The 21,536-nt window shown below is 48.2% G+C and carries 10 protein-coding genes; 3 read left to right on the top strand and 7 right to left on the bottom strand.

The annotated features are described in order from the left end of the window. Positions 1-209: 209 nt before the first annotated feature. The 5 genes from hemG to F453_RS0104255 all read right to left on the bottom strand — a co-directional run bounded on the left by hemG (position 210) and on the right by F453_RS0104255 (position 8,683). A complete protein-coding gene (gene hemG / locus F453_RS0104285) occupies positions 210-1,631 on the bottom strand; it encodes a protoporphyrinogen oxidase (RefSeq protein ID WP_018966901.1) in 1,422 nt (473 codons plus the stop codon). Positions 1,632-3,160: 1,529 nt separating this feature from the next. Beyond that, positions 3,161-4,093: an endonuclease/exonuclease/phosphatase family protein gene (locus tag F453_RS0104270; RefSeq protein ID WP_018966898.1), complete on the bottom strand. Its 933-nt coding sequence runs from the start codon at positions 4,091-4,093 to the stop codon at positions 3,161-3,163. Then, positions 4,080-5,378 carry an NCS2 family permease gene (locus F453_RS0104265; protein ID WP_018966897.1) on the bottom strand — a complete coding sequence of 433 codons (1,299 nt, stop codon included), beginning with the start codon at positions 5,376-5,378 and terminating at the stop codon, positions 4,080-4,082. Before F453_RS0104265 ends, F453_RS0104270 begins: the two co-directional genes overlap by 14 nt. A gap of 183 nt (positions 5,379-5,561) precedes the next feature. Then, on the bottom strand, positions 5,562-6,266 hold the full coding sequence (locus F453_RS0104260; protein ID WP_018966896.1) for a nucleoside-specific channel-forming Tsx family protein: 705 nt from the start codon (positions 6,264-6,266) through the stop codon (positions 5,562-5,564). A 395-nt stretch (positions 6,267-6,661) separates the two neighbouring features. After that, on the bottom strand, positions 6,662-8,683 hold the full coding sequence (locus F453_RS0104255; RefSeq protein ID WP_044108442.1) for an ATP-binding protein: 2,022 nt from the start codon (positions 8,681-8,683) through the stop codon (positions 6,662-6,664). A gap of 903 nt (positions 8,684-9,586) precedes the next feature. Here F453_RS0104255 and F453_RS14075 point away from each other — a divergent pair. Then, positions 9,587-11,254, top strand: a complete 1,668-nt coding sequence (locus tag F453_RS14075) for a hypothetical protein (protein WP_154659391.1) — start codon at positions 9,587-9,589, stop codon at positions 11,252-11,254. A gap of 924 nt (positions 11,255-12,178) precedes the next feature. Here the strand turns inward: F453_RS14075 and F453_RS0104235 are convergent. Then, positions 12,179-14,797 (bottom strand): transglutaminase-like domain-containing protein, encoded by a 2,619-nt coding sequence (locus F453_RS0104235; protein ID WP_018966891.1) that lies wholly within the window; start codon positions 14,795-14,797, stop codon positions 12,179-12,181. A 381-nt stretch (positions 14,798-15,178) separates the two neighbouring features. Then, a complete protein-coding gene (locus F453_RS0104225) occupies positions 15,179-15,952 on the bottom strand; it encodes a copper homeostasis protein CutC (RefSeq protein WP_018966889.1) in 774 nt (257 codons plus the stop codon). 612 nt (positions 15,953-16,564) lie between these two features. Between F453_RS0104225 and F453_RS0104215 the strand changes: the two genes are divergently transcribed. Beyond that, positions 16,565-19,282: a substrate-binding domain-containing protein gene (locus tag F453_RS0104215; RefSeq protein WP_018966888.1), complete on the top strand. Its 2,718-nt coding sequence runs from the start codon at positions 16,565-16,567 to the stop codon at positions 19,280-19,282. Positions 19,283-19,864: 582 nt separating this feature from the next. Further along, positions 19,865-21,517, top strand: a complete 1,653-nt coding sequence (gene hcp, locus F453_RS0104210) for a hydroxylamine reductase (RefSeq protein ID WP_025789890.1) — start codon at positions 19,865-19,867, stop codon at positions 21,515-21,517. The last annotated feature ends 19 nt before the right edge of the window (positions 21,518-21,536 follow it).

Genomic DNA, 21,536 nt, shown 5'->3' with positions numbered 1-21,536 from the left:
CAAATGGATGCTGCAAATATAGAACATATTTATATACGCACCAAATAAAAGGGCAATATTTTTTCGGAGCCTGCAATTCGCTTGGTGTATCAAGTGACATGGTGCGATAAGGGTTTGCTTCCCTTTTGTTTGTTTTTACGGCTTTAATCTTACATTTGCTAGCCAGCAAGACATATATTTGTCCAAAAAGATAATCTTTATTTTTGTCTTCAAAAGTTCGCCAATTCTTGCGGAATAATTGCTGCGCCCTGCTTTATTCTGTCGGCCATTCCGATGCCATTACGTAGGTTTCCGCCCACGATAAGCCCTTTATACTGGCCTTGCAGTGCGTTAATGGCTTCGAAACGCTTACCACTGCTAACCTCGTATTGCGGGATGGCGTGTCGATGGCGGAATATTCGAAGCAGACTGGGCTGCAAATCGGCAGGCAGATGCAACATCTGGCGCAGTTCGGCAAGCACCAGTTGCGTTAGCTCGACATCGCTCATATCCGTCACTTCGGGGTGTTTGATGCCCCCAACGAACACCGAGAACAAGTCGCCTTGCACTGGGGCACGCCCCTCGAAGCACGATGCGGGGAACAGTACGCCCAATATGCGCCGATTTTCGCACGAAGGAACTAGTCCGCCGAAGGCCTTATTGCGTTGTCCGTTCACATCGCCGAAGCCCACGCTAACCTGTACCACAGGGGCATAACGCAGGGTGGTGATGGCATCCATCATATCTTGGGGCGCGAAAGGCAACAACGATGGCAGGGCGTATGCGCCAACGGTGGTAACCACTTGTTGGGCTACAACGTGGCAAACAGTGCCGTCGGCCCGTGTGTATTCTGCCTCCCAGCCCCGTTCGGTAGGCTGCAAGTGCAAGTCTTGTGCGCCCAAAACGATGTTCGTTTCGCCAACAGAACGCCCCAGGGCATCTATCAAACGCTGCAAGCCACCTTCGGCCGAGAACACTTTTTTGGTGGCCAACAGGTCGCGCGGCGTCTTCGGTTGGCGCATCTTCGCTATCGCCCCGCGCACAAAACTGCCGTATGTGTGCTCCAAATTATAAAGCTTGGGCAGGGCATAACGCGTAACTAGGCGTTCGGGATCACCTGCATACACGCCCGAAATAAATGGGTCTACGGCGTAGCGCTCGAACGAATCGCCCAGTCGTCGCCTAACAAGCTGTGCCACACTTTCGTCTTCGTCTGTCCCAACTTTTCTGAAAGGCTCGGCCAATATCCGCAGTTTGTCGTGCCAAGAGAAAAGGGTTGTTTGCACGCTAGCTTTCAAACCAACGGGCAAGGCATGAAAACGTCCACCCTTCCAAATCCACCTTTGCTTGGCCTCTTCGCATGCCGTGAGCAGCTTACAGCCGTATGGGGCGAGGTCGGCAAACAATTCGGCCACCTCGGGATAGGCCACCATACCCGTGTTAGGACCGCTTTCGTAGACAAATCCTTGCTCTTCAAAGGTGCGGATTTGTCCGCCAATGCGGTTTTCTTTCTCAATTACCAACACGTCTTTGCCCTGCTTTCGTAGAACATGAGCGGCTGTAAGGCCTGTCAATCCTGCCCCAACGATAAGTATTTGGGGTTTTGCGTTGTGCTTTAAGCAGTCTTTGAGGTTATTATCTTGCATGTACATGTATGGATTAATGTGCCAGTATCACCAGCTTGTTAGCAGTTTTCCGCCCGTGATACGACATCCTAATATTGTTCGCTGGTACAAAATTAAGAAAATTATGACGCAATGGCATTCCTCATTTATGAGGATTTAGGGCGGGGAAAGAATTGAATGAACGAACGAGGCAGATAGAACGAGCGAAACGAGTGAAAACTATTTGCCCATTAAAGTCATGGTGGAACCTTGGCAAACCACACGTCCTACTTGCCCCGATAGCAAGAAGATGGATTTTGCCAAACAAGAAAACAAGATGCGAACACAACGCTCTGATAACCAACAAATAGAACTTTCGCCTCGCTATCACTATGTGGGAATGCGGTTCCATGTTAACCGGAACAATGTTCCAGTTGATATGGAACCGCATTCCAGCTGACAAGGAACAAGGTTCCAGTTGACATGGAACACAACGGGAGCTTAAAAAGCTGTGTGCAAGGGCTTATTTATCCTTTTTCAATAGCACGGTTTTAAGCCAAACATTGTTTATAAATTGGGATGTGATACCATACGTTTTAAGTAAGACAAGGTTGCAAGAAGAAGCCATTATCCGTGAGTTCGGGATAAGATACCATGCGTTTTAGGCCAAGTAAGGATGCAAGTAGAAGCCATTATACATGTATTCGGGATAAGACACCATACGTTTTAAGTAAGATAAGGATGCAAGAAGATACGCTTATACGTGTATTCGGGATAAGAGGCGCTGTTTTTTGAACAAGATTAGATAACGAATGAATAACTATATCGCCAACTACCGCGTAGCGGTTGGCCTGTTGGTAGGGCAGGGTTGGGAGCTAAAGCGACCTACCCTGCCTAGTTTGCGCGGAGAGGAAACAATGCCGTAGGTATTGGTCTGTTTCCATTTAACACACCTTTAAGGTGAAGAATGGGTGCAAATCTCTCTTCGCTGTTCTGTTATCCCACCTATTTATTGACGCCATTTCCTCTTCCAACAGGTCAGATTATACCCACAAACAACCAACTTCCCCATACTAGCTAACCAATAGAAAAAAGACCAAGACCTACGGCCTTGTTGGGTTAAATGCTCCACTTAGACAGGGTAGGTCGCTTTAGCTCCCAACCCTGCCCTACCAACAGACCAACCGCTACGCGGTAGTTGATGTAATACAGGCAGCTAATGGCCATGTTTAAATAAAGTTGTTGGATGGCGTTCATACCTAAATGACCAAACGCTACGCGGTAGTTAATGCAATACAGGCCGCTAATAGTCATGTTTAAATTAAGTTATTGAATAGCGTTCGTACCTAAATGACCAACTCCTATGCGGTAGTTCATGCAATACGGGCAGCTAATGGCCATGCTTAAATTAAGCTGTTGAATGGCGTTCGTACCTAAATCACGAACCCCTATGCGGTAGTTGGCGCAGTGCATGCAACGCTGCAACCAAGTAGCAACAAGCTAAATAAGCGGCGTGGAGTGTTGAAACTAAAAAAATACTCCCCCAACACCTCATCTAAGGCGAAGGGGGAGTGAATTTATTTCGACTTCAGATTTATCTCAGCAAACACCGGATAATGATCTGATGCCGTTCGTAATTGATGTTGTTTAAGGTCGATTTGCTGCGGGGCATCCTGTCCTTTTTGACTTTTCGTCGCCGGTTCTTCTGTCCAATAGAAGTTGGGAAGCACTGCATAACGAGCCACAGAGAAACGGGGAGACACAAAAATATGGTCTATCCTACTGGTTGTTTTTAGCGTGGGATTGAAGCTGTTAAACGTTCCGTTCTCTGCAAAGCGGTGCTTAGCCACGACGTAGGCATCGTTTAAGCGCGCGTTTGCGGTGAAGATGGCATAGGTTTCGTCGTTTTGGTCTACGTTAAAGTCACCCGTTAGCACCACAGGCATGTCCTTTCCGCCCAAGCCTTCAATAGCTTTCATCACCAGCTTTGCCGACTCGCGACGCGCCTTAACGCCCACGTGGTCGGTATGGAGATTGAAGAAAAGGAACACTTTGCCACTTTCGCGCACCCTGAACTTAGCCCAAGTGCAGATGCGTATGCAAGCCGCGTCCCACCCCAACGAAGGAATTGTATATGTAGGCGATAGCCAAAAGTATCCATCGCCAAGCTTATTCAGTCGGTCGCGCCGATAAAATATGGGTGCATATTCACCTGCTTCGCGTCCATCATCACGTCCAACGCCCACGTAATCGTAGTCGGGCAGTGCGCGCAACATGTCGTCGAGCTGACCTTTCAATACCTCTTGCGCCCCGAAAACATCGGGATGGTGGTAGTTAAGTTGGTCGGCTATCACCTGACAACGTTTCGCCCAAAGGTGCCCTTTCGCCTCATCGCCATCATTTCGATACCTTATATTATAGCTACCCACAACAAGCGTCTGCCCAAAGGTGGCAAAGGCCATACACAGCACAGCCCCAAGCAGCGCGAAACGAGCCTTATTGGAACACATAACGCAAAACAAGAAGGGTGCTAACGATGAAGAGCGTGATGTTGACGTCTTTGTAATTGCCACTCAACAGCTTCACCAACGTGTAGCTAATCAGTCCCAAGGCCATGCCCTCGGCAATGCTATAAGTCAGCACCATCATCAAAACGGTGATGAAACAAGGTAGTGCCTCGGAGATGTCTTGTAGGTCTATCTTCTTGATAGACTCTAACATGAACACGCCCACAAGCACTAGCGCACCCGTGGTAGCGGCAGAAGGGATGATGAGAAACAGCGGAGCCATGAACAAAGCCACAATGAAGAACATGGCCGTAGTAAATGCCGTGAGTCCCGTACGTCCGCCTTCGGCCACGCCCGCAGCACTTTCGACGAACGTTGTAACGGTAGACGTACCCAAAAGTGCACCCGTAGAAGTGGCGATAGCATCGGCCATCATAGCTTTTTGGATGTTCTTCACGTTGCCATTTTCGTCCATCATGTCGGTTTTGGCTGCCGTTCCGATGAGCGTTCCCAGCGTGTTGAAGATGTCGATAAACACCAACACGAATATGGTGAGCATCATATCAACGTTGAGCAGCGCAGCGAAGTCGAGCTTTAAGAACGTTGGGGCAATGCTTTGGGGTAGCGAAACGGGCACGAAAGCATCGGGAATTTGGGTTATTCCCATAGGTATGCCGATAACCGTACATATCAAGATGCTATAAAACAAGGCTCCGCGAACCTTCAATACCAGCAATGCGCCACTCAAGATGATACCCAACGAGGCCAATGCAGCTGTTGGCGTAAAAGCTCCAAGCGAAACGAAGGTGGCATCGTTGGCCACTACAAGTCCCGCGTTTTTCAGTCCGATGAAGGCGATAAACAATCCCAAGCCGCCCGAAATGGCAAAGCGTAGGTTCTTGGGGATACACTTTACAATTTGTTCGCGTATGTTCAGGGCCGTCAATATGATAAAGATGATACCCTCGACGAACACTGCCGCCAAGGCAGCTTCCCACGAATAGCCCATACCACGCACCAAAGTGAAGGCGAAAAAGGCGTTAATGCCCATGCCTGGAGCCTGCGCAAAGGGTAGCTTAGCCAAGAAAGCGATGAACAATGTGCCAAGGGCCGAAGCCAAAGCAGTGGCGGTGAACACGGCACCCTTATCCATTCCCGCGGCACTTAGTATGTCGGGGTTCACGGCAAGGATGTAACTCATGGTGAGAAACGTGGTTACGCCGGCCATCATTTCGGTGCGGCGCGATTGCTTCTTGGGATTAAATCCCAAAAGAGAATAGAAAGACATGATTTGAGGGGGTAAGTTTTTTGAGTCTTTGAGTTTATGAGTTGTAAGTTAACGGGTAAACAACTTAACGAATTAACAAGTTGATAAATTTAAGAGTTAAAGAGTTAACAGGGAATTTTACTTTATGCTTCAAAACCATACGGCTTAACTCCTTAACTGCTTAACCCCTTAACTACTCAATAATTAAAACGTCCATTTCGCTGCCAACGTTGGCAACCAGTACCAGCGATGGTTTTGGTTAACGAAGTTGTTGCTTATTTCCCATTCCGTACCTAGGCTTAGCTTGAAGTCTTCGCTTATGCCTTTGATGCGGTTGAGGTTAACCCAGAACTGGGGCTCAGCAAGAAATATGGCGATGTTCTTTCCGTCGGCGAAGCGACGATCACCCCAAAAGTCGGCGAAACCATTAAACGATAGCAGCTGGTTGCAGAAGTTGAAGTACCATGTTGCTGTGAGTTGCCACGAGTGTTTTTGGTTTTGCTTGGCCAAATACTTATACATTGGCGTGATGGTGAAGCCCGAATTGAAGTCTTTATCGTTCCAACTGTAAGTCACACCAGCAAGATAAGCGTCGTTGTACGAACCCACGCCCTTGGCCAATCCACCGTTATACTCTACGTGAATAGCCAACGGTGCTTGCCAGAATTTCAACTCGCGGGAAATCTCCCAATAGGCGGCAGCCACGCCATTGTCTGCATAGTCCATGTCGACGAAGAAGAAAGTGTTACCCCATTTGTCGGGTTTGAACGTCTCCACGGTGGTTGTTAGCTTGGGTCGTGTTGAGAGATTGTCGTTCAGATGTCCGAAATCATAATGCAATTGCACATTCTGCGCCTGTACAGACAGGCTGGCCACGATAGCTATGGCCAAAGCGAAAAGCTTTTTCATCCTTGATTTTAAAATTTGGTTTCGTTAGTTTTCCTGCATGACTTTATCCGCATACACTGCGACGGAAGTCTGCAAGCCACTGCAAAGTTACTGAGAATTGAGGAAAAAAGAGCAGCAGAAAAGAAATAAAACGCCTCATCCCCAGTCTCTCTCCAAAAGTAAGATGCCTCACCTCCAACCACTCTCCAAAAGTAAAACGCCTCACCCCCAGCCCCTCTCCAAGGGGAGAGGGGAATGATATGCGATGCTGCCACTAAGTTGAAAAGCGAGTTATACAAGGCTTTTGCAAGGCATTATGCTATGCAGCCACTAAGTTGACAAGCGAAATAGGCAATGCTTTTGCAAAGCATTTCACTCCCCTCTCCCCTTGGAGAGGGGCTGGGGGTGAGGCTTATTTACCCTCTTTTCTTCCTATATTCTGCTGGCGTTATGCCGAACGCCTTTTTGAAAGCGTGGTAGAAACTAGAAGCGTGCTCGAAGCCACAGCGTTCGGAAATATCCTCGATGGTAAGTTCGTATTTCGTTTCGAGCAACAACTTGGCCTTTTGCATCTTTAAATTAAGGATAAAAACACCAGGCGTATTGCCCGTTAACGCCACCAATTTGCGATGAAACTGCCTAACACTCATGTTCAGTTTCTCGGCCAAGGCGTTAACGTCGAGCGCATGGTTGTCGAGCAACAGATAGGTAAAGTCTGCCACTTTGGTAAGAAATTGGCGTTCGGCCTCGGTGCGATGGTCGTTCTCCTCCGTTGCTTCGTTGCTGTTTTCAGCATACTTCTTACGCAAATTTTGGTGTCTATCCAACAACTTTTCCACCATCGTTATCAGCTCTTCGCTATTAAATGGCTTGTTGATATAGGCATCGGCACCCGCCTTAATACCTTCGAGGCGCTCTTGTTCGGTAATCTTCCCCGTCACCACCACAATGGGGATATGGTTCAACACATCGCTCTGGCGTACCTTTCGGCACACTTCCAAACCGTCGATACCAGGCATCATGCGGTCGGTTATTATGATGTCGGGCACCAATTCCATAGCCTTACTCAAGGCCTCGGTGCCGTTGGTGGCATAATACACGGCATAATGGGCACTAAAAAGCGACCCGATGTAGGCGCCCAAGTCTGCATTGTCTTCCACAATGAGCATGCGCTGTTCGTCGTTATTGTGGTTCGCCTCGTCGTCAAGCCGTTCTTTCGTTTGCGGCAAAAAGGGCGTATTGACATGCGTCGCAACCATATTGCAGGGCTTGCAAACGTTTCTGATGGGCAAACGCACAACGAAAGTCGAGCCTTTTTCGGGCACGCTCTCAACCATTATGCAGCCATCTAGCGCGTCTACAATCTGCCGTACCAGCGCCAAACCAATGCCCGTGCCCTGCTGCGAGGCATCGGCACTCGCCTTATAAAAAGGTTCGAAGAGATGCGGAACGGCGTCGGGCGCGATGCCCACACCCGTATCTATCACGCTGATAACGGCATTCGTACCTTCGCGAGCCACCTTTACGCTCACCCTTCCATATCGGGGAGTGAACTTAAAGGCGTTAGATAGCAAGTTGTTTACCACCTTATTAATATACTCGGGCACGAAATCGGTCTGCATACGTTCATTGGCAACAAACTGCAAGTCGATATTTCGTTTTGATGCAAAGTCACGATAGCTTTCCACGATCATGCCCAGATGCGCAGAAAGGTCGGCATTCGTCCATTCGGGACTGTCTACAGCCGATCTCACCCTTGCAAAATCAAGCAGTTGGTTGATGAGTGTTAGCAGACTATCACCTTGTTTTTCGATGACTTGCGCCTTGCTTCGGGCATCCTCTGGCAAAGCTTTGTCTTGGTGCAAGTCCTTGCTAAGTCCCAAAATTAACGTTAGCGGCGTGCGCAATTCGTGGGTAACGTTGGTATAAAAGTTGTCGCGTAGCAGCCCCATCCGCTTTAATAATACTTGGTTTCGTTTCCTTAACCTACGCACATAAACCAGCGCCGCAACCACCACCAACAACAAAAGAACCACCGCTATGCCTGCAATGGTGAGGGCGCGTTTTTCTTTCTGTTCGTGTGGGGTTTGAAGAGTAAGAAGCTCGTTTTGGTGTTTGGCATTGTTTTGACTCACCAACAGCCCCGAAACAAGCGCATCCTGCCCCATACGCCTTTCGCCTTTAACAATACGTTCCATGCGTATCAGTGTGGCAATCACCTGCGAAAGACGAGTGTTCACCTTATCCATACTGGTCAGAGAGGCAGTCTGCTGGATGGGGGGATGAACATTTGGCAAACCTGTTGACAACTTGTTGGTGCATGCATTTAGCAATAACATCATCAAGGCGAGCGCGAAGGGCAGACGTAGGGTCATGCCAATGTTGCGCAAGGCAATAAATTGCGGTAGATGGAAGGTTGGTAAGTGGCGATAGTTCATTGGTTTGCTAGTGTTTGTTGTTTGAATGGGCGACACGTTTCCGCCCTTTATCCATGGTGCAAATATATGAAATATTTATCAACGTTGTTCATTTTTGCGCTTTGATTTTGATGCCATCTTATGTTTTCATGTTGCTGTGTAACCGGCCAAACGCTACCTCCCCATGTCCTATGCACAATGTTTTTAGCAAGTGGTTGAACTGTGATGAAATAACATTATTTCACTAACCAAACAGTACAAGACCCTTTGTACGGTGGCTACAAACGAGCGGTAGTCAGGCTACAACTCATCTGTAGTGGCACTACAACTCGCTTGTAGCCACACTACAAAAGGCTTGTAGCGTGCCTACATGCCATAAAACACATTTTGGGTACTTATCGGATGGCTTATGTCTTTGTGTAAACCGCATCGTATTTGCCGATCTTATGGCTGCAAAAGATTATAGGCAGCAACCTTACTTTCAACATAATGAGGACATTACAAATAAAATTTATTTTGATTTTATTTTGTTCGTTTATAAACTTTTACGTACCTTTGCATCCGTTAAAAAAGACTCGAAGGTGTTAAATCGAATAACATTAGACTGATTAGCTCTTTTCAAGTTCAGTTTATAAATTAGGGTGTTACAATATAAAGTGCGCATTTTCTTTTACTACCACCTAAGAGAAATAGCAACAATGGATGAATAATTGTAATATAGATGAAAAAGGAAAAAATGGAACAAAAGCACTATGAAACACCATGGTGCAAAGTAGTAAGCATGGGAAGCTTAAGTTTCTTATGCTCGTCGGTACTTCCCAACGTTGCAGATTCTACAGAAGAAGACTGGGGACACAACGAAGACATAGACGGAGGAGAGATAGATATTTAATGAGATGCCAGTTAATTCTAACAATGAAGAAAATGAAACTGATACATAAAGTGTGTATATGGGCAATGCCTATTGCCCTAATGTTGGCTGCATGCAGCACAGACAAAGATACAGACAATGGAAACAATGAAGTGGAAGTGGGTGCCGATGGTTTATCTTTCGTGCTCCAAGAAGAGAGTTTTGACTCAGACGTTTCCACACGTTCGATACCGCAGCCAGTAGATGCGGGTACAATAGATCTGGGTAACGGTATTGAGGCCGAAGTTTCAATACAACGCGATGGGGCAGAACCAACAAGAGCGAACGGTGTAACCCGTGCAACACCCGTTAGTGACGGTCATTACATAATCAGGGTGTACGATGCTTCTGGGCAATTACTTAGTGGCCAAGGTAAAGAGCTATCGGGAAGATTCAAAGGTGGCAAGTTCGTTCATGATGCTGGCAAGCATTTACGCCTTAGCCCTGGTACTTATAAGTTCGTCTGCACAACGGATAATGTAATTTTGTACAATACATTTGGAACGGGGGCAGTCGTTTCCAAGACATCGGGAAGTGTAATTACCAAGGAAATGATTGGCGTAACAGAACAAGAGATCGTAACAGGTAGCGAGCGGATTATTTTCATGATGTACCATAGGACATCGCGTTTGCGAGTACGATTCACAGGATATACCGAACAACTGACCAACGTAAAGGCTAAGTTTAACTTTGGGAGTGGATCTCAATCTCATTTCTACATCGCAGTCCCTACAGGATTTTCAGGGGGTGGTACCTCCGTGTCCGAATGGTATTCAGATGAATACTCTCTCCCCACTACTCCTACTGGAAAATCTGAAACTTACGTATTGGCCAACGAATTCTTAACCGAATATAAGTATATCAGCAATAGCAAAACTATCCATGGTCTCTATCTTGACCTTTCAGGTACGATTTATGGCAAGAGCGTGGATATAAAAGATAAGTACATTAATTTCGCACAAATGGTTTATTGGAAGGATAATGGTAGTTACACCATTAACATTAAGCTCAATCCTACCCCTGCCCTCTACCTCTTTAATGATGGTAGTTGCGGCGTACCTGCTGAAAAAGGGTCGCGCACACCAATTGCCATTGTGTCACAAGAAAAGACTAACGTAAAACAAGGTGTTGCCATGGGGCTACGCAGTACGATACAAGAATGGGAGGCTTCGACTTCTCCTACCTATTCAGGGCACAACTACACCACTAAATATACTGAGCTCGTGGAGGCGCAGAAAGATGAAAACGGATACAACTGGACGTGGGATAAGAGCACCGATGTAAACGGCATTGTAAAAGCCGACGAACAAACGCGCTACCCCGCATTCTATTGGGCATCGCACAACCCATACAATGTGAGCTTCGGTAAGTGGTACTTCCCTGCCATAGGAGAAATTATTAAAGTATTTGATAAGCTAGCCAAGAAGACAGGAGTTAATGGTCAGACCATAACTTTTGAGAAAAAGGTGGATGTTATAACAAATGCTTTTACCAATGCAGGTGGTACTGACCCATTCCAAGGTCGGGCTTGGTCTTCTACATTATGCGATTATTCTGGCCCATCAAGCCCTATGGTGTTCTACGCATCTAGTCCAAATGGGAATGAAATTATAGTTCGCACACAAGGAGCACTAAAGAAACAGTTAGGCTACATTTATACATTCCCCTTTGTACGTTTCTAAGTAGCCGTTATTATAAGTATAAAGCCCGTTATCGCATGAAAGCCGCGATAACGGGCTTTATCTTAATTTACACACTAGAGAACCATGTAGGCTACGTGATTTACCATAAAACCGCACAACAACACCTTTGCCCGCTACGCGCATTTGCTACCATAATCGAGAGCACTCATCGGCAAAAGCTTCCTGTTAGAAGCAATGAAAGCGGCAATAACAAGCGGTGATCGTTGAGCAATTGGCATGCTAACGAGGCGGTAAAAGCTACAGGGTTGCAGATTGATAAACCACCAAACGAGTGTTCGGGATAAGAAACTACACGAGTTCGGGATAAAACTCAATCGTTATATCAACTATAGCGTGGCGCTAGTTAGTGAGATAACTTGTCGTATTTTTTCTAATCTTGCTGAAGAACGCATCGCATCTTATCCCGAATTTACGTAACGTTTAACACTAGCTTGGCTCGATCTAGGCGGTTCGTTCCACAGCCTATCGCCACCAACTACTCACCTTCCCGCCCTCCAAACGCCCCCTTTCATCCCCCACTCTATAAGCCTTTGTAGTGAGCTTTTTAACATCCCGCTTTGTTACAGTTAAGTTGGAACCCTATTCCAGCTAAGTTGGAACGGGGTTCCAGATGATATGGAACAACATTCCAGATGAATTGGAACAGCCGTCCAAAACATATATAACACGGCGATTAATCTAATAATGCATTGTCAGGGCATAGAAAGCGCATTTTCTGAACGATGAAAATGCGAACGACGGAATGGTTAATTTGCCGACCATTGCGTAGCGGTAGTTGGCATAACGATTGTTTCTTACCTCGAACTTATCATCAATACAAGTCGGGCCAATCAGATTAGCCGAGTCTTTTTAAAAAGGTTCGACTAGTCTGATTGGCCCGATTAATCTAATGCAAGCTATTCTTTATTTCCCTGTTTCCAGCATTTTTGCCACCTTCTCCAGCTGTTCGCCCATGCCGATGGTATAGCCTTGCGAGCAGAATACCACGCGATTGAAGGTGTCGGCCACGATAAACACAGGCATCTGCGATGGATTGGCTAGCTTCATTGCCTGCGCAACTTGCTGCCTAATCTTACCCTCGGCATCCACGCCAAGAATGATGTTGGCAGGTAATGTACCGAAATTCTCGTTCTTGAAACGCTGCAAGTCGGCATCGTTGGGGAAGAGCAACACGAACGGACGACCCCATTCGTCGAGCGTGGCGCGTGCTTTTGCCAAGTCGCGTAGCGCGTGATTGGTGGGTTCTTCGCCAATGCCAAGCAGGGCGAGCGTGAAATATCCGCGACCCGTTTGTGAGAGAATGCTCACCTCTTGTCCATCTTTGAGGAAGCGCGACTCGCTATCGAAGTTGCCCAGCACGTTGAGTTGACCCGACGGGCGACGCATCTTAAGGGCCACTTCGGTGGTTTTGCCCGCGGCGATGTTGAAGAAACGATGCGTAGCCAGTACGCCGCCATTGGCCAAGCGCGTACCCGTTACCAAGAGATAGGTGCCCGCATCCAGATCGTAACCATTCTTAAAGGTATTGGCCCAGGTTGTCCCCTCGTTGTCGTTACCATCCCCTTCTTCGAAGTTCAACAGGCGTGCTTGTCCGTCTACAATCTTACTGAGGGTGAAGTGGCTGTAATACTTGGGATCGGAAGGTAACAACGGAACTGCCGTGTACGTGAGTTTCAGTCGGCCTGTGGGCGTTACCTGTTGCTGTGCGTTATCAAAGTCTACATCTACCCACACGCTATCGCGCTTATATTGTACTTTTCCCGTTACGGCATCTTTACGCGACTCGATACCCAGGCTTCGTGCCATGCTCACGAAGAAGATGTCGCGCGAGCGTGTATCGGTAAGTCGCGACCGCCAAACGCCCATCGGTGTCTGCGCGATACGCAAGGCCTTGGTGTCGGGATTAAGTTTAATGTTGTGCTTGGTCCAGTCTATCAGCACCGTGGGATCTACACGCATGCTATCGGCCAGCCCTTTATTGAAAGCCTCTTGGAACGATTGCTTGAAGGGTGCGATGATCATTTCGTCTTCCACGCGGGGTGAAAGTTGATCGCTTTGTGCATTAAAATGGTCTTCAAGAATATCTAAAGAGATGTCTTGCAAGTCTTTGTCGGGCAACGTAGCCAGCAAATCCAGCGCCCTATCCATACGGTCGGTATGACTGTTAATAAACTGATAGATGGTTTGCCAGTTGCCACGCGCCTTCTTTAAGAACGTTCCAACCTTTCCATCTTTCTTGGGTTTGTAGAACGTAGCCTCGTAAGCGTGCCTGATACTATCTTCCTTTACCAAACGTAGTTTATTGGCTTCGGCCTGCTCGGGACTAACTTCGGGCAGCTTGGCACTCTCTACCGGTGGCACGATATTGGTAGAATCGAGCGCGCCTACCATGTTCTTAGCATCGGTTCGTGCGCTGCGAGTAAGACGAATGGTGATGCTCTTGTCTTTCCCGAACGATGCTTTGGCAAAGCCGTAAGCCCCATTTTTGGAGGCCCACACCATCATATCGCCCACACCGGCAGTGAGAAAGGTTCGCCCGCGATTGTCGGTGAACTTGTTCACGGCCGTGTAATACTCGGCATAATTGTATATCTTAAATTCCACTTTGGCCTTATCAACGGCTTTTCCTGCGGCATCCACCACCATGAAATCAATGCGAGCCGTTGGGGCGTAGTTGCCAATGAGGTTTATTTCGGTGTAATTGTTGGTGCGTAACATCACCTCTTCGGGTCCACGATAATTGCCGAAGGCTTTGGTGTGCATAAGCATGGCACGCGAAGCAGGTAAGTTAAACCATCCCAAGTTAAGCACAGGCTCGGGTTCGCACGCTCCTAAGAAGTGCCATTGGCCATCGGCCCATGCCTCAACCCATGCATGGTTGTCGTCGGTATGTGCCCATCGGGGTGTATACACCTGCCTGGCGGGAATGCCAAGCGTACGCAATACCGCCACGGTAAACGTGCTTTCCTCGCCACAACGACCAATGGCCGTCTTCATACAAGCCAGCGGAGACAACGTGCGGGCATTGGATGGCTGATAAGTAACATGCTCGTGGCACCAGTGATTCAATTCAAGTATGGCCTCGGTCATGCTCAAACCCTCGACACGCTTTTTCAATTCGTCGTACAGAACGATGCGTGCGTTGTCCAAGTTCTCGTTGTTCACGCGGATGGGCATAACAAAATGGCGGAAAAGCAGTTCGGGAACGGTTCGTCCCCACGGCATTTCTTCACGCGCTTTAAATGTCGCCTTCACATTGTCTAGATAGAAAGCGGTGGTGTAATCTGTGACATCGGCCACTGGCATGTAAGCATAGAGAAACTCTAAGGCCTCTTGCTCGGCCACAGAAGGCACCGATTGGGTTGCGCTGAAGAAGTTTTTGCCCACCAGTTGCATTTTCTCGGTGAAATCTTTGTGTACCTGCGCACGATACTTATCATCGGAAATGAAATGGTAATAGCCTGCTTGGGCTGCGTTAAACGCGGTCAAGGCGATGAAAAGGGATAACAATAGCTTTCTCATGTTGAAGGTAGGGGTTTTGTTGATGGAAGATAAAAGGGTGATGATTGATGATTTGTGCAGAACTCACCTCGTTGTCTTGGCGATGGTCATACAGGCAATCGAGGGTGAGTAAAGTCTCCATTATAGTAGCTTTCTCCAAGAAGGTGCAATGCGGCAACTGTATTTCGAGGCTACTCGCTGTAGCCTATTCAGATTGTTTACAATGCACTTCTCTTACCGTCTTTCGTTCTCTCGCCAAGTGGAATATGTGCCACGCCTAGCTTAGGGGCACCAGCGATAGAGCTGTTAGCGGTAAAACAAGCCATGAAGACTATTTTCTGCGATGGTTTTAACTCGTTTTATTATTTTTAATGATAGAGCCACCGAGATGGCTACACATAACTAGGTGGCATTCTTTTCAGAACGAAGCTCCCTGATGGTGTGGTTCACACGGCGGGCCGTTGTCACCTCCCGATAGCTTTCGTCGGTGTCTTTGCCACCCATTCGCACGTTTCCGCTCATGTACTCGCACGATGAGAGCACCGATTCGCGTGCCGAAAAGTGGAATTGCGTTACATCCGTCTCTACGTGTATCTTAAAGATATTGCGTTCGTTCACACCGCATCCAGCCATAATGGCGATACCTTTTCCTGCCTTCTTTTGCAGTTTGTAGAGCAGCGGAATACCCTTCTCGGCCGTCTTTTGTTGGCCAGAGGTAAGCACGCGATTAAACCCAAGTTCCTCAAGTTGGTCTAAAGCGTCGAGCGGATTACGGCATCTGTCGAACGCGCGATGAAAGGTTGCAGCCATATTGCCCACATGCGCCATCAGTTTGGCATTGCGTTCGATGTCGATATCGCCTTCTGGGGTTAGGCATCCAAACACCACGCCGTCTACGCCAGCCTGTTTACAGGCGTCGATATCTGCTGCCATGATGTCCATTTCAAGATCCGAATAGGTGAAATCACCCCCTCTCGGCCTGATGATAACATGCAGCTTGGTGTCGGAAAGCAATCGGCGAGCCGTCACGATGTCGCCAAACGAAGGCGTAGTACCGCCTTCGGAGATGCCTGCACAAAGCTCCACCCGGTCAGCTCCACCCTCTTGGGCCGCCAAACAGCTTTCCACACTGTTTGCGCATATCTCAAATTCAAAGTTGTTGCTGGTCTTGTTCATATAATACCTACATCATTGGTTAAATAGATTGTCGCTTTCATGGTGTCGGTGTACCGTTCTAGACACATCATTCTCCCATTTTTTAGCAGACTATAGAGCGTAGTGCGACAAATTAGCCATGCCAAAAAGCGGGGTATTCATCCCGCTAACCATTACAACAAGGCTTCTTTTTTGTGCATCGCTCATGGCAAAGATACAAAATAACTGCCAATGTTGTTGTGATTTTTTGATATTTAATGTAAATTAAATAGCCTCTTTACGCGCTTTTAATTTTAGTAACAAGATTAAAGATTTGTCTTTGCCAAAAAGTCGGAAATACACTTCAAAACGGCTTGTACCCAAAAAGGCGTGCTCAAAAAATTCACGAAATGTGAGTGGGCTTTCTAGGTTTATGCCTAAATTTGCAGTGTAACGCAGCGCCTAAGGCTTCAACGCCGATCCGATAAAGAAGGCGCGAAGTCCCACCCTTCATCCTCTCTCCAAGGGGAGAAGGGAGTAATATGGGTTGCCGCTACAATGCAGATGCCCATCGCATGCAATATCGTAACAAGGCATTTCGTTCCTTCCTCCGCCTGGAGAGCGGTTGGGGCGAGGCCTTTATAACCGCTCAATATGAACCCCAAAAGCCATAAGCTTACATTCTTCGCCATTACGTTGCTGGCCATTTTAGCCTTGTTGCTATCGGCTTGCAGTCCTAAGAAGAGTTTTTTCATTGGCGTTTCGCAGTGCAGCGAAGACTCGTGGCGAACAAAAATGAACAGCGAGATAAGGCGCGAGTCTTACCTCTACGACAACGTGCGCGTGGAGTTTGCATCGGCCAAAGACAACAACCGCGTGCAGATAGCACAGATTGAGCGTTTCATTGATAAAGGTGCCGACCTCATTATCGTGTCGCCCAACGAGGCGAAGGCACTCACGCCCGTTATCAACAAAGCCTTCGACCGCGGCGTTCGCGTGGTGCTGGTCGACAGGAAGAGTGCGTCAGACAAGTACACGGCCTTTATCGGGGCCGACAATGTGGCCATCGGGCGAGCCGTAGGGCGTTTTGTGGGCGAACATCTTGGCGGAAAGGGGCGCGTGATGGAATTGCAAGGACTTCGCGGTTCGTCGCCAGCCATAGAGCGCGACAGTGGTTTTCGCGAGGCTCTGGCACATTATCCGCAAATAAAAGTGGTGGCTAACGCCCACGCCGACTGGTTTGCGCAAAAGGCCGAAACCGAAGCTACACGCATGTTTAAGGCTGTTGGCGAGGCCGACTTGGTGTTTGCGCAGTGCGACCGAATGGGCATTGGGGCACACCAAGCCACACAAAAGCTAGGCATGAAGGGTGTGAAGATTGTGGGTGTTGACGCCTTACCCACCCCAGGCGATGGTATCGAGGCCGTGAAAAACGGAACATTTCTAGCCACATTCGTATATCCCACACATGGCGACGAGGTGCTAAAACTGGCCATGAACATATTGGAGGGTCGCCCTTTTCGCCGAGAAACCATCTTGCAAACAGGCGTGATAGACGCCAACAATGCCGAAAGTGCCCTACAACAATGGGCCGAACTAACCCTGCTCGACAACAAGATGCAACGTCTGAACCATCGCATCGACGAGAGTATGGCGCAATATAGCAACCAGAAAACCATCCTTGTGTTGGGTATTTTGTTGGTTTTCATCCTCATGATTTTCGCTTTCTTCGTGCTGAAAGCCTATTTCGCGAAAGCGAAACTCAACGAAAAGCTGGAAGAAAAGAACCGCGAAATAGAGGCCGCCACGCAGGCTAAGCTGATGTTTTTCACCAACGTAAGCCATGAGTTACGCACGCCTTTAACCCTCATCGAAACACCCGTGGAGCAGCTTTTGGCCGAAAATCAACTGTCGAATGTTCAACGCCAGCTGCTTGAAGTGGCGCATCGAAACGTACGAACGTTGCTAAAACTCATTAACCAAATACTGGATTTTAGGAAGGTTGAGGGTGGAAAGATGACCTTACAGCTAGCCGAGACCGATCTCGCTGCGCTGATAAGCAACGTTGTTAGCGAGTTTCTCGCAACTGCCGAGCATAAGCGCATCAAGCTTACTTACCATCTGCCCGAACACATTAAGGCCACGATAGACGCCGAGAAGATAGAAAGGGTGGTGAGCAACATTCTTTCTAACGCCGTGAAGTTTACGCCAGCAGAGGGCGAAATAAATGTAGAACTAGTCGCAGACACGGCGCAAGGCACGGCCACGCTAAGTATAACGAACACGGGCAAAGGTATCGCCGAGAGGGATTTGCCACATATCTTCGACCGTTTTTACCAGCCGCAGAACAGCAAAGAGGGCACGGGCATCGGCTTGGCTTTGGCTAAGGCCTTTGTAGACATGCATGGTGGCGACATCGGCGTTTGCAGCAAAGACGAGGGGCCAACGGTGTTTACCGTGCGTTTGCCGCTCGAAGCTCAAGCCGAGGCTTCGATATCGCCCACCGATCAGTCGCTGTCTGTCGAGCCACAAACCTTTATCACGCCCCCAATGCATGCCACGGCAAAGGCCGAAGATCCGCAGTTGCAGACCATCTTCGAAGAAAACAACGACCCACATCAGCCCACCATCCTCTTCGCCGACGACAACGACGACGTTTGCCAAATGGTTCGCACACTGCTCGAAAAACATTATCGCGTGCTTACAGCCCCTAATGGGGAGGTGGCTTTACAGCTGGCTGAGCTGAATATACCCGACTTGGTAGTGAGCGACGTGATGATGCCGCAGATGGATGGGCTTGAATTGTGTCGCCGCTTGAAACAAGCCACGGCCACAAGTCATATCCCCGTGATACTGCTCACTGCGCGAACGCTCGACGAACAACGCATTGCCGGCTACGAACATGGTGCCGATGCCTACATCACCAAACCTTTTAGTGCGCCCTTGCTCTTGGCGCGCATCCACAATTTGCTGCAAAGTCGCAAACAGCTAAAATTGGTTTTCGCAGGCGCAGACGAACTAGCCAACGAGGAGATAAGCAAGCCCGACAAGGTGTTTGTGAGCAAAATACGCAGCGAAATACACCGCAACATCAGCGATAACGACTTTGGCGTGGAACAATTAGGTGCTGCGGTAGACCTCAGTAGGGTACAACTTTATCGTAAGGTAAAGGCTTTAACGGGGCTTAGCCCTGTTGAACTGATTCGTGCCACCCGACTGAACCGCGCACGTAAGCTGATAGAGGGTGGCGTAACATCTATTTCCGAGGTAGCTTATCAGGTTGGTTTCACCTCGCCATCTTATTTCACCAAGTGTTTTAAAGACCAGTTCGGGGTTAGTCCTATCGAACTACTTAACTCCAACAAAGGATGATTAAAGGTGAAAAAATGAAAGGGTGAAAGGGTGAAAAGATGAAAGGGTGAAAGGGTGAAAAGATGGCTAACGCCCACAAACTTATCAACTCGTCAACTAGTAAACTTACTTACTTCCAAACGGAAAAATGACTAACGCCACGCTACAAAAGGCTTGTAGTGGCAGTACAAACGGCCTTGTACTGATCGGTTGATGAAAAGTTCCCTATTTACAGCTTTTCGCTTGCCACTTACAACTTCATCACTTGCCATTTACAACCTCATTGCTTGCCTCTTACAACTTCGTCACTTGGCCCTTACAACCTCATCACTTATCCCTTACTCCTTATTATATAAGCGCGCGCGAGGGAAATGGCTAAACGCTGTTTTCATGTATCCCACAACACACAACGACAGCTTTTATTGGCCCAAGCAATAAGGATGGTAAGGCCGTTTGCCATCCATCCCAGCCCCACTTATACCTACTTATAGGTATATTTAACTTCAATTAACCACCCTGCGGACACATTTGTTACCCTTTACTAGGTATTATCCCGCGTATCTTTGCAGGCAAAATAACAATCATAAAACGTACAAAAACTGCATGATGGAGAATAAAATGTTTTGTTTCCAATGTCAGGAAACAGCCAAGGGAACGGGTTGCACCGTTAAGGGAGTATGCGGCAAAGAGGCCTCAACCTCTAATTATCAAGACCTTTTGCTAGGCGTAGTGCGTGGCGTTGCCACCATCGACCGAGCCATTCGTAAAGCTGGCGTAGAGAGTGTAGCGGGTGTCGACACCTATTTTGTCGACGCATTGTTCGCTTGTATCACCAATGCCAACTTCGATGATGCCAGCATCCTCAAACGTGTAGACAAAGGTATCGCCCTGAAAAAGCAACTGCTGGCCATCGCCAAAGAGCATAATGTGGAACTGCCAGCCTATCACGAGATACTGTGGGGTGGCGAAAAGGCCGACTACGAGGCACAAAGTCGCAAGGAAAGTGTGCTGCGCAACGAGAACGAAGATCTGCGTTCGCTGAAAGAACTCACCGTTCTGGGCCTCAAGGGTATGGCCGCTTACTACGAGCACGCTTCGCGATTGGGCTATACCGATACAACCATTACCGACTTTATGGGCGATGCACTGGCCATTATAGCCAACCCCGACGCCCCCATGGACCAACTTCTGAACTGCGTTCTCGACACTGGCAAGTGGGGCGTAAACGCTATGGCCCTGCTAGATAAAGCCAACTCCACATCGTATGGCCATCCCGAGATAACCAAGGTGAACATTGGCGTGGGCAAAAACCCAGGCATTTTGATTTCGGGACACGACCTGCACGACATCGAAGAGCTGCTGAAACAAACCGAAGGAACAGGCGTTGACGTGTACACCCACGGCGAAATGCTACCCGCTCACTATTATCCCGAACTGAAAAAATATAAGCATCTGGTTGGAAACTACGGCAACGCGTGGTGGAAACAGAAAGAAGAGTTCAGCACGTTCAATGGTCCTATCGTGTTTACGACTAACTGTATCGTGCCGCCTTCACCCAATGCCAACTACAAAGACCGTGTGTTTACGATGAACTCAACGGGATTCCCCGGTTGGAAACACATCGAAGCAGACGCCAACGGACATAAGGATTTCTCGGAAGTGATTGCCATTGCCAAGACCTGTGAGGCCCCAACAGAGATTGAAACAGGTGAGATTGTAGGCGGTTTTGCCCACAATCAGGTATTTGCACTGGCCGATAAGATTGTAGAAGCTGTGAAAAGCGGAGCCATTCGCAAGTTTGTTGTGATGGGTGGATGTGATGGCCGCATGCGTAGTCGCGACTATTACACGGAGTTTGCTCAGCAGCTGCCCCACGATGTGGTTATCCTCACATCGGGTTGTGCCAAGTTTAAGTACAACAAACTTAACCTCGGCGACATCAATGGCATTCCCCGCGTGCTCGATGCAGGCCAATGTAACGACTCGTACACATGGGCTGTGGTGGCTTTGAAGCTAAAAGAGATTTTCGGTGCAGCCGATATCAACGATCTGCCACTTGCCTTCAACATCGCTTGGTACGAGCAAAAGGCGGTTATCGTGTTGCTCGCCCTGCTGTCGTTGGGCATTAAGAACATCCACATCGGCCCTACCTTGCCTGCCTTTGTTTCGCCTGGCGTGCTGAAAGTGCTGGTTGAACAGTTCGGACTTGGCGGTATAACCACCGTAGAAGAAGACCTGAAACGAATGATTGGATAAGGCTTAGTGCCTACCTATA

Source organism: Hoylesella loescheii DSM 19665 = JCM 12249 = ATCC 15930 (genome assembly GCF_000378085.1).
Lineage (GTDB): Bacteria > Bacteroidota > Bacteroidia > Bacteroidales > Bacteroidaceae > Prevotella > Prevotella loescheii.
This window is presented reverse-complemented; position numbering and strand designations above follow the sequence as displayed.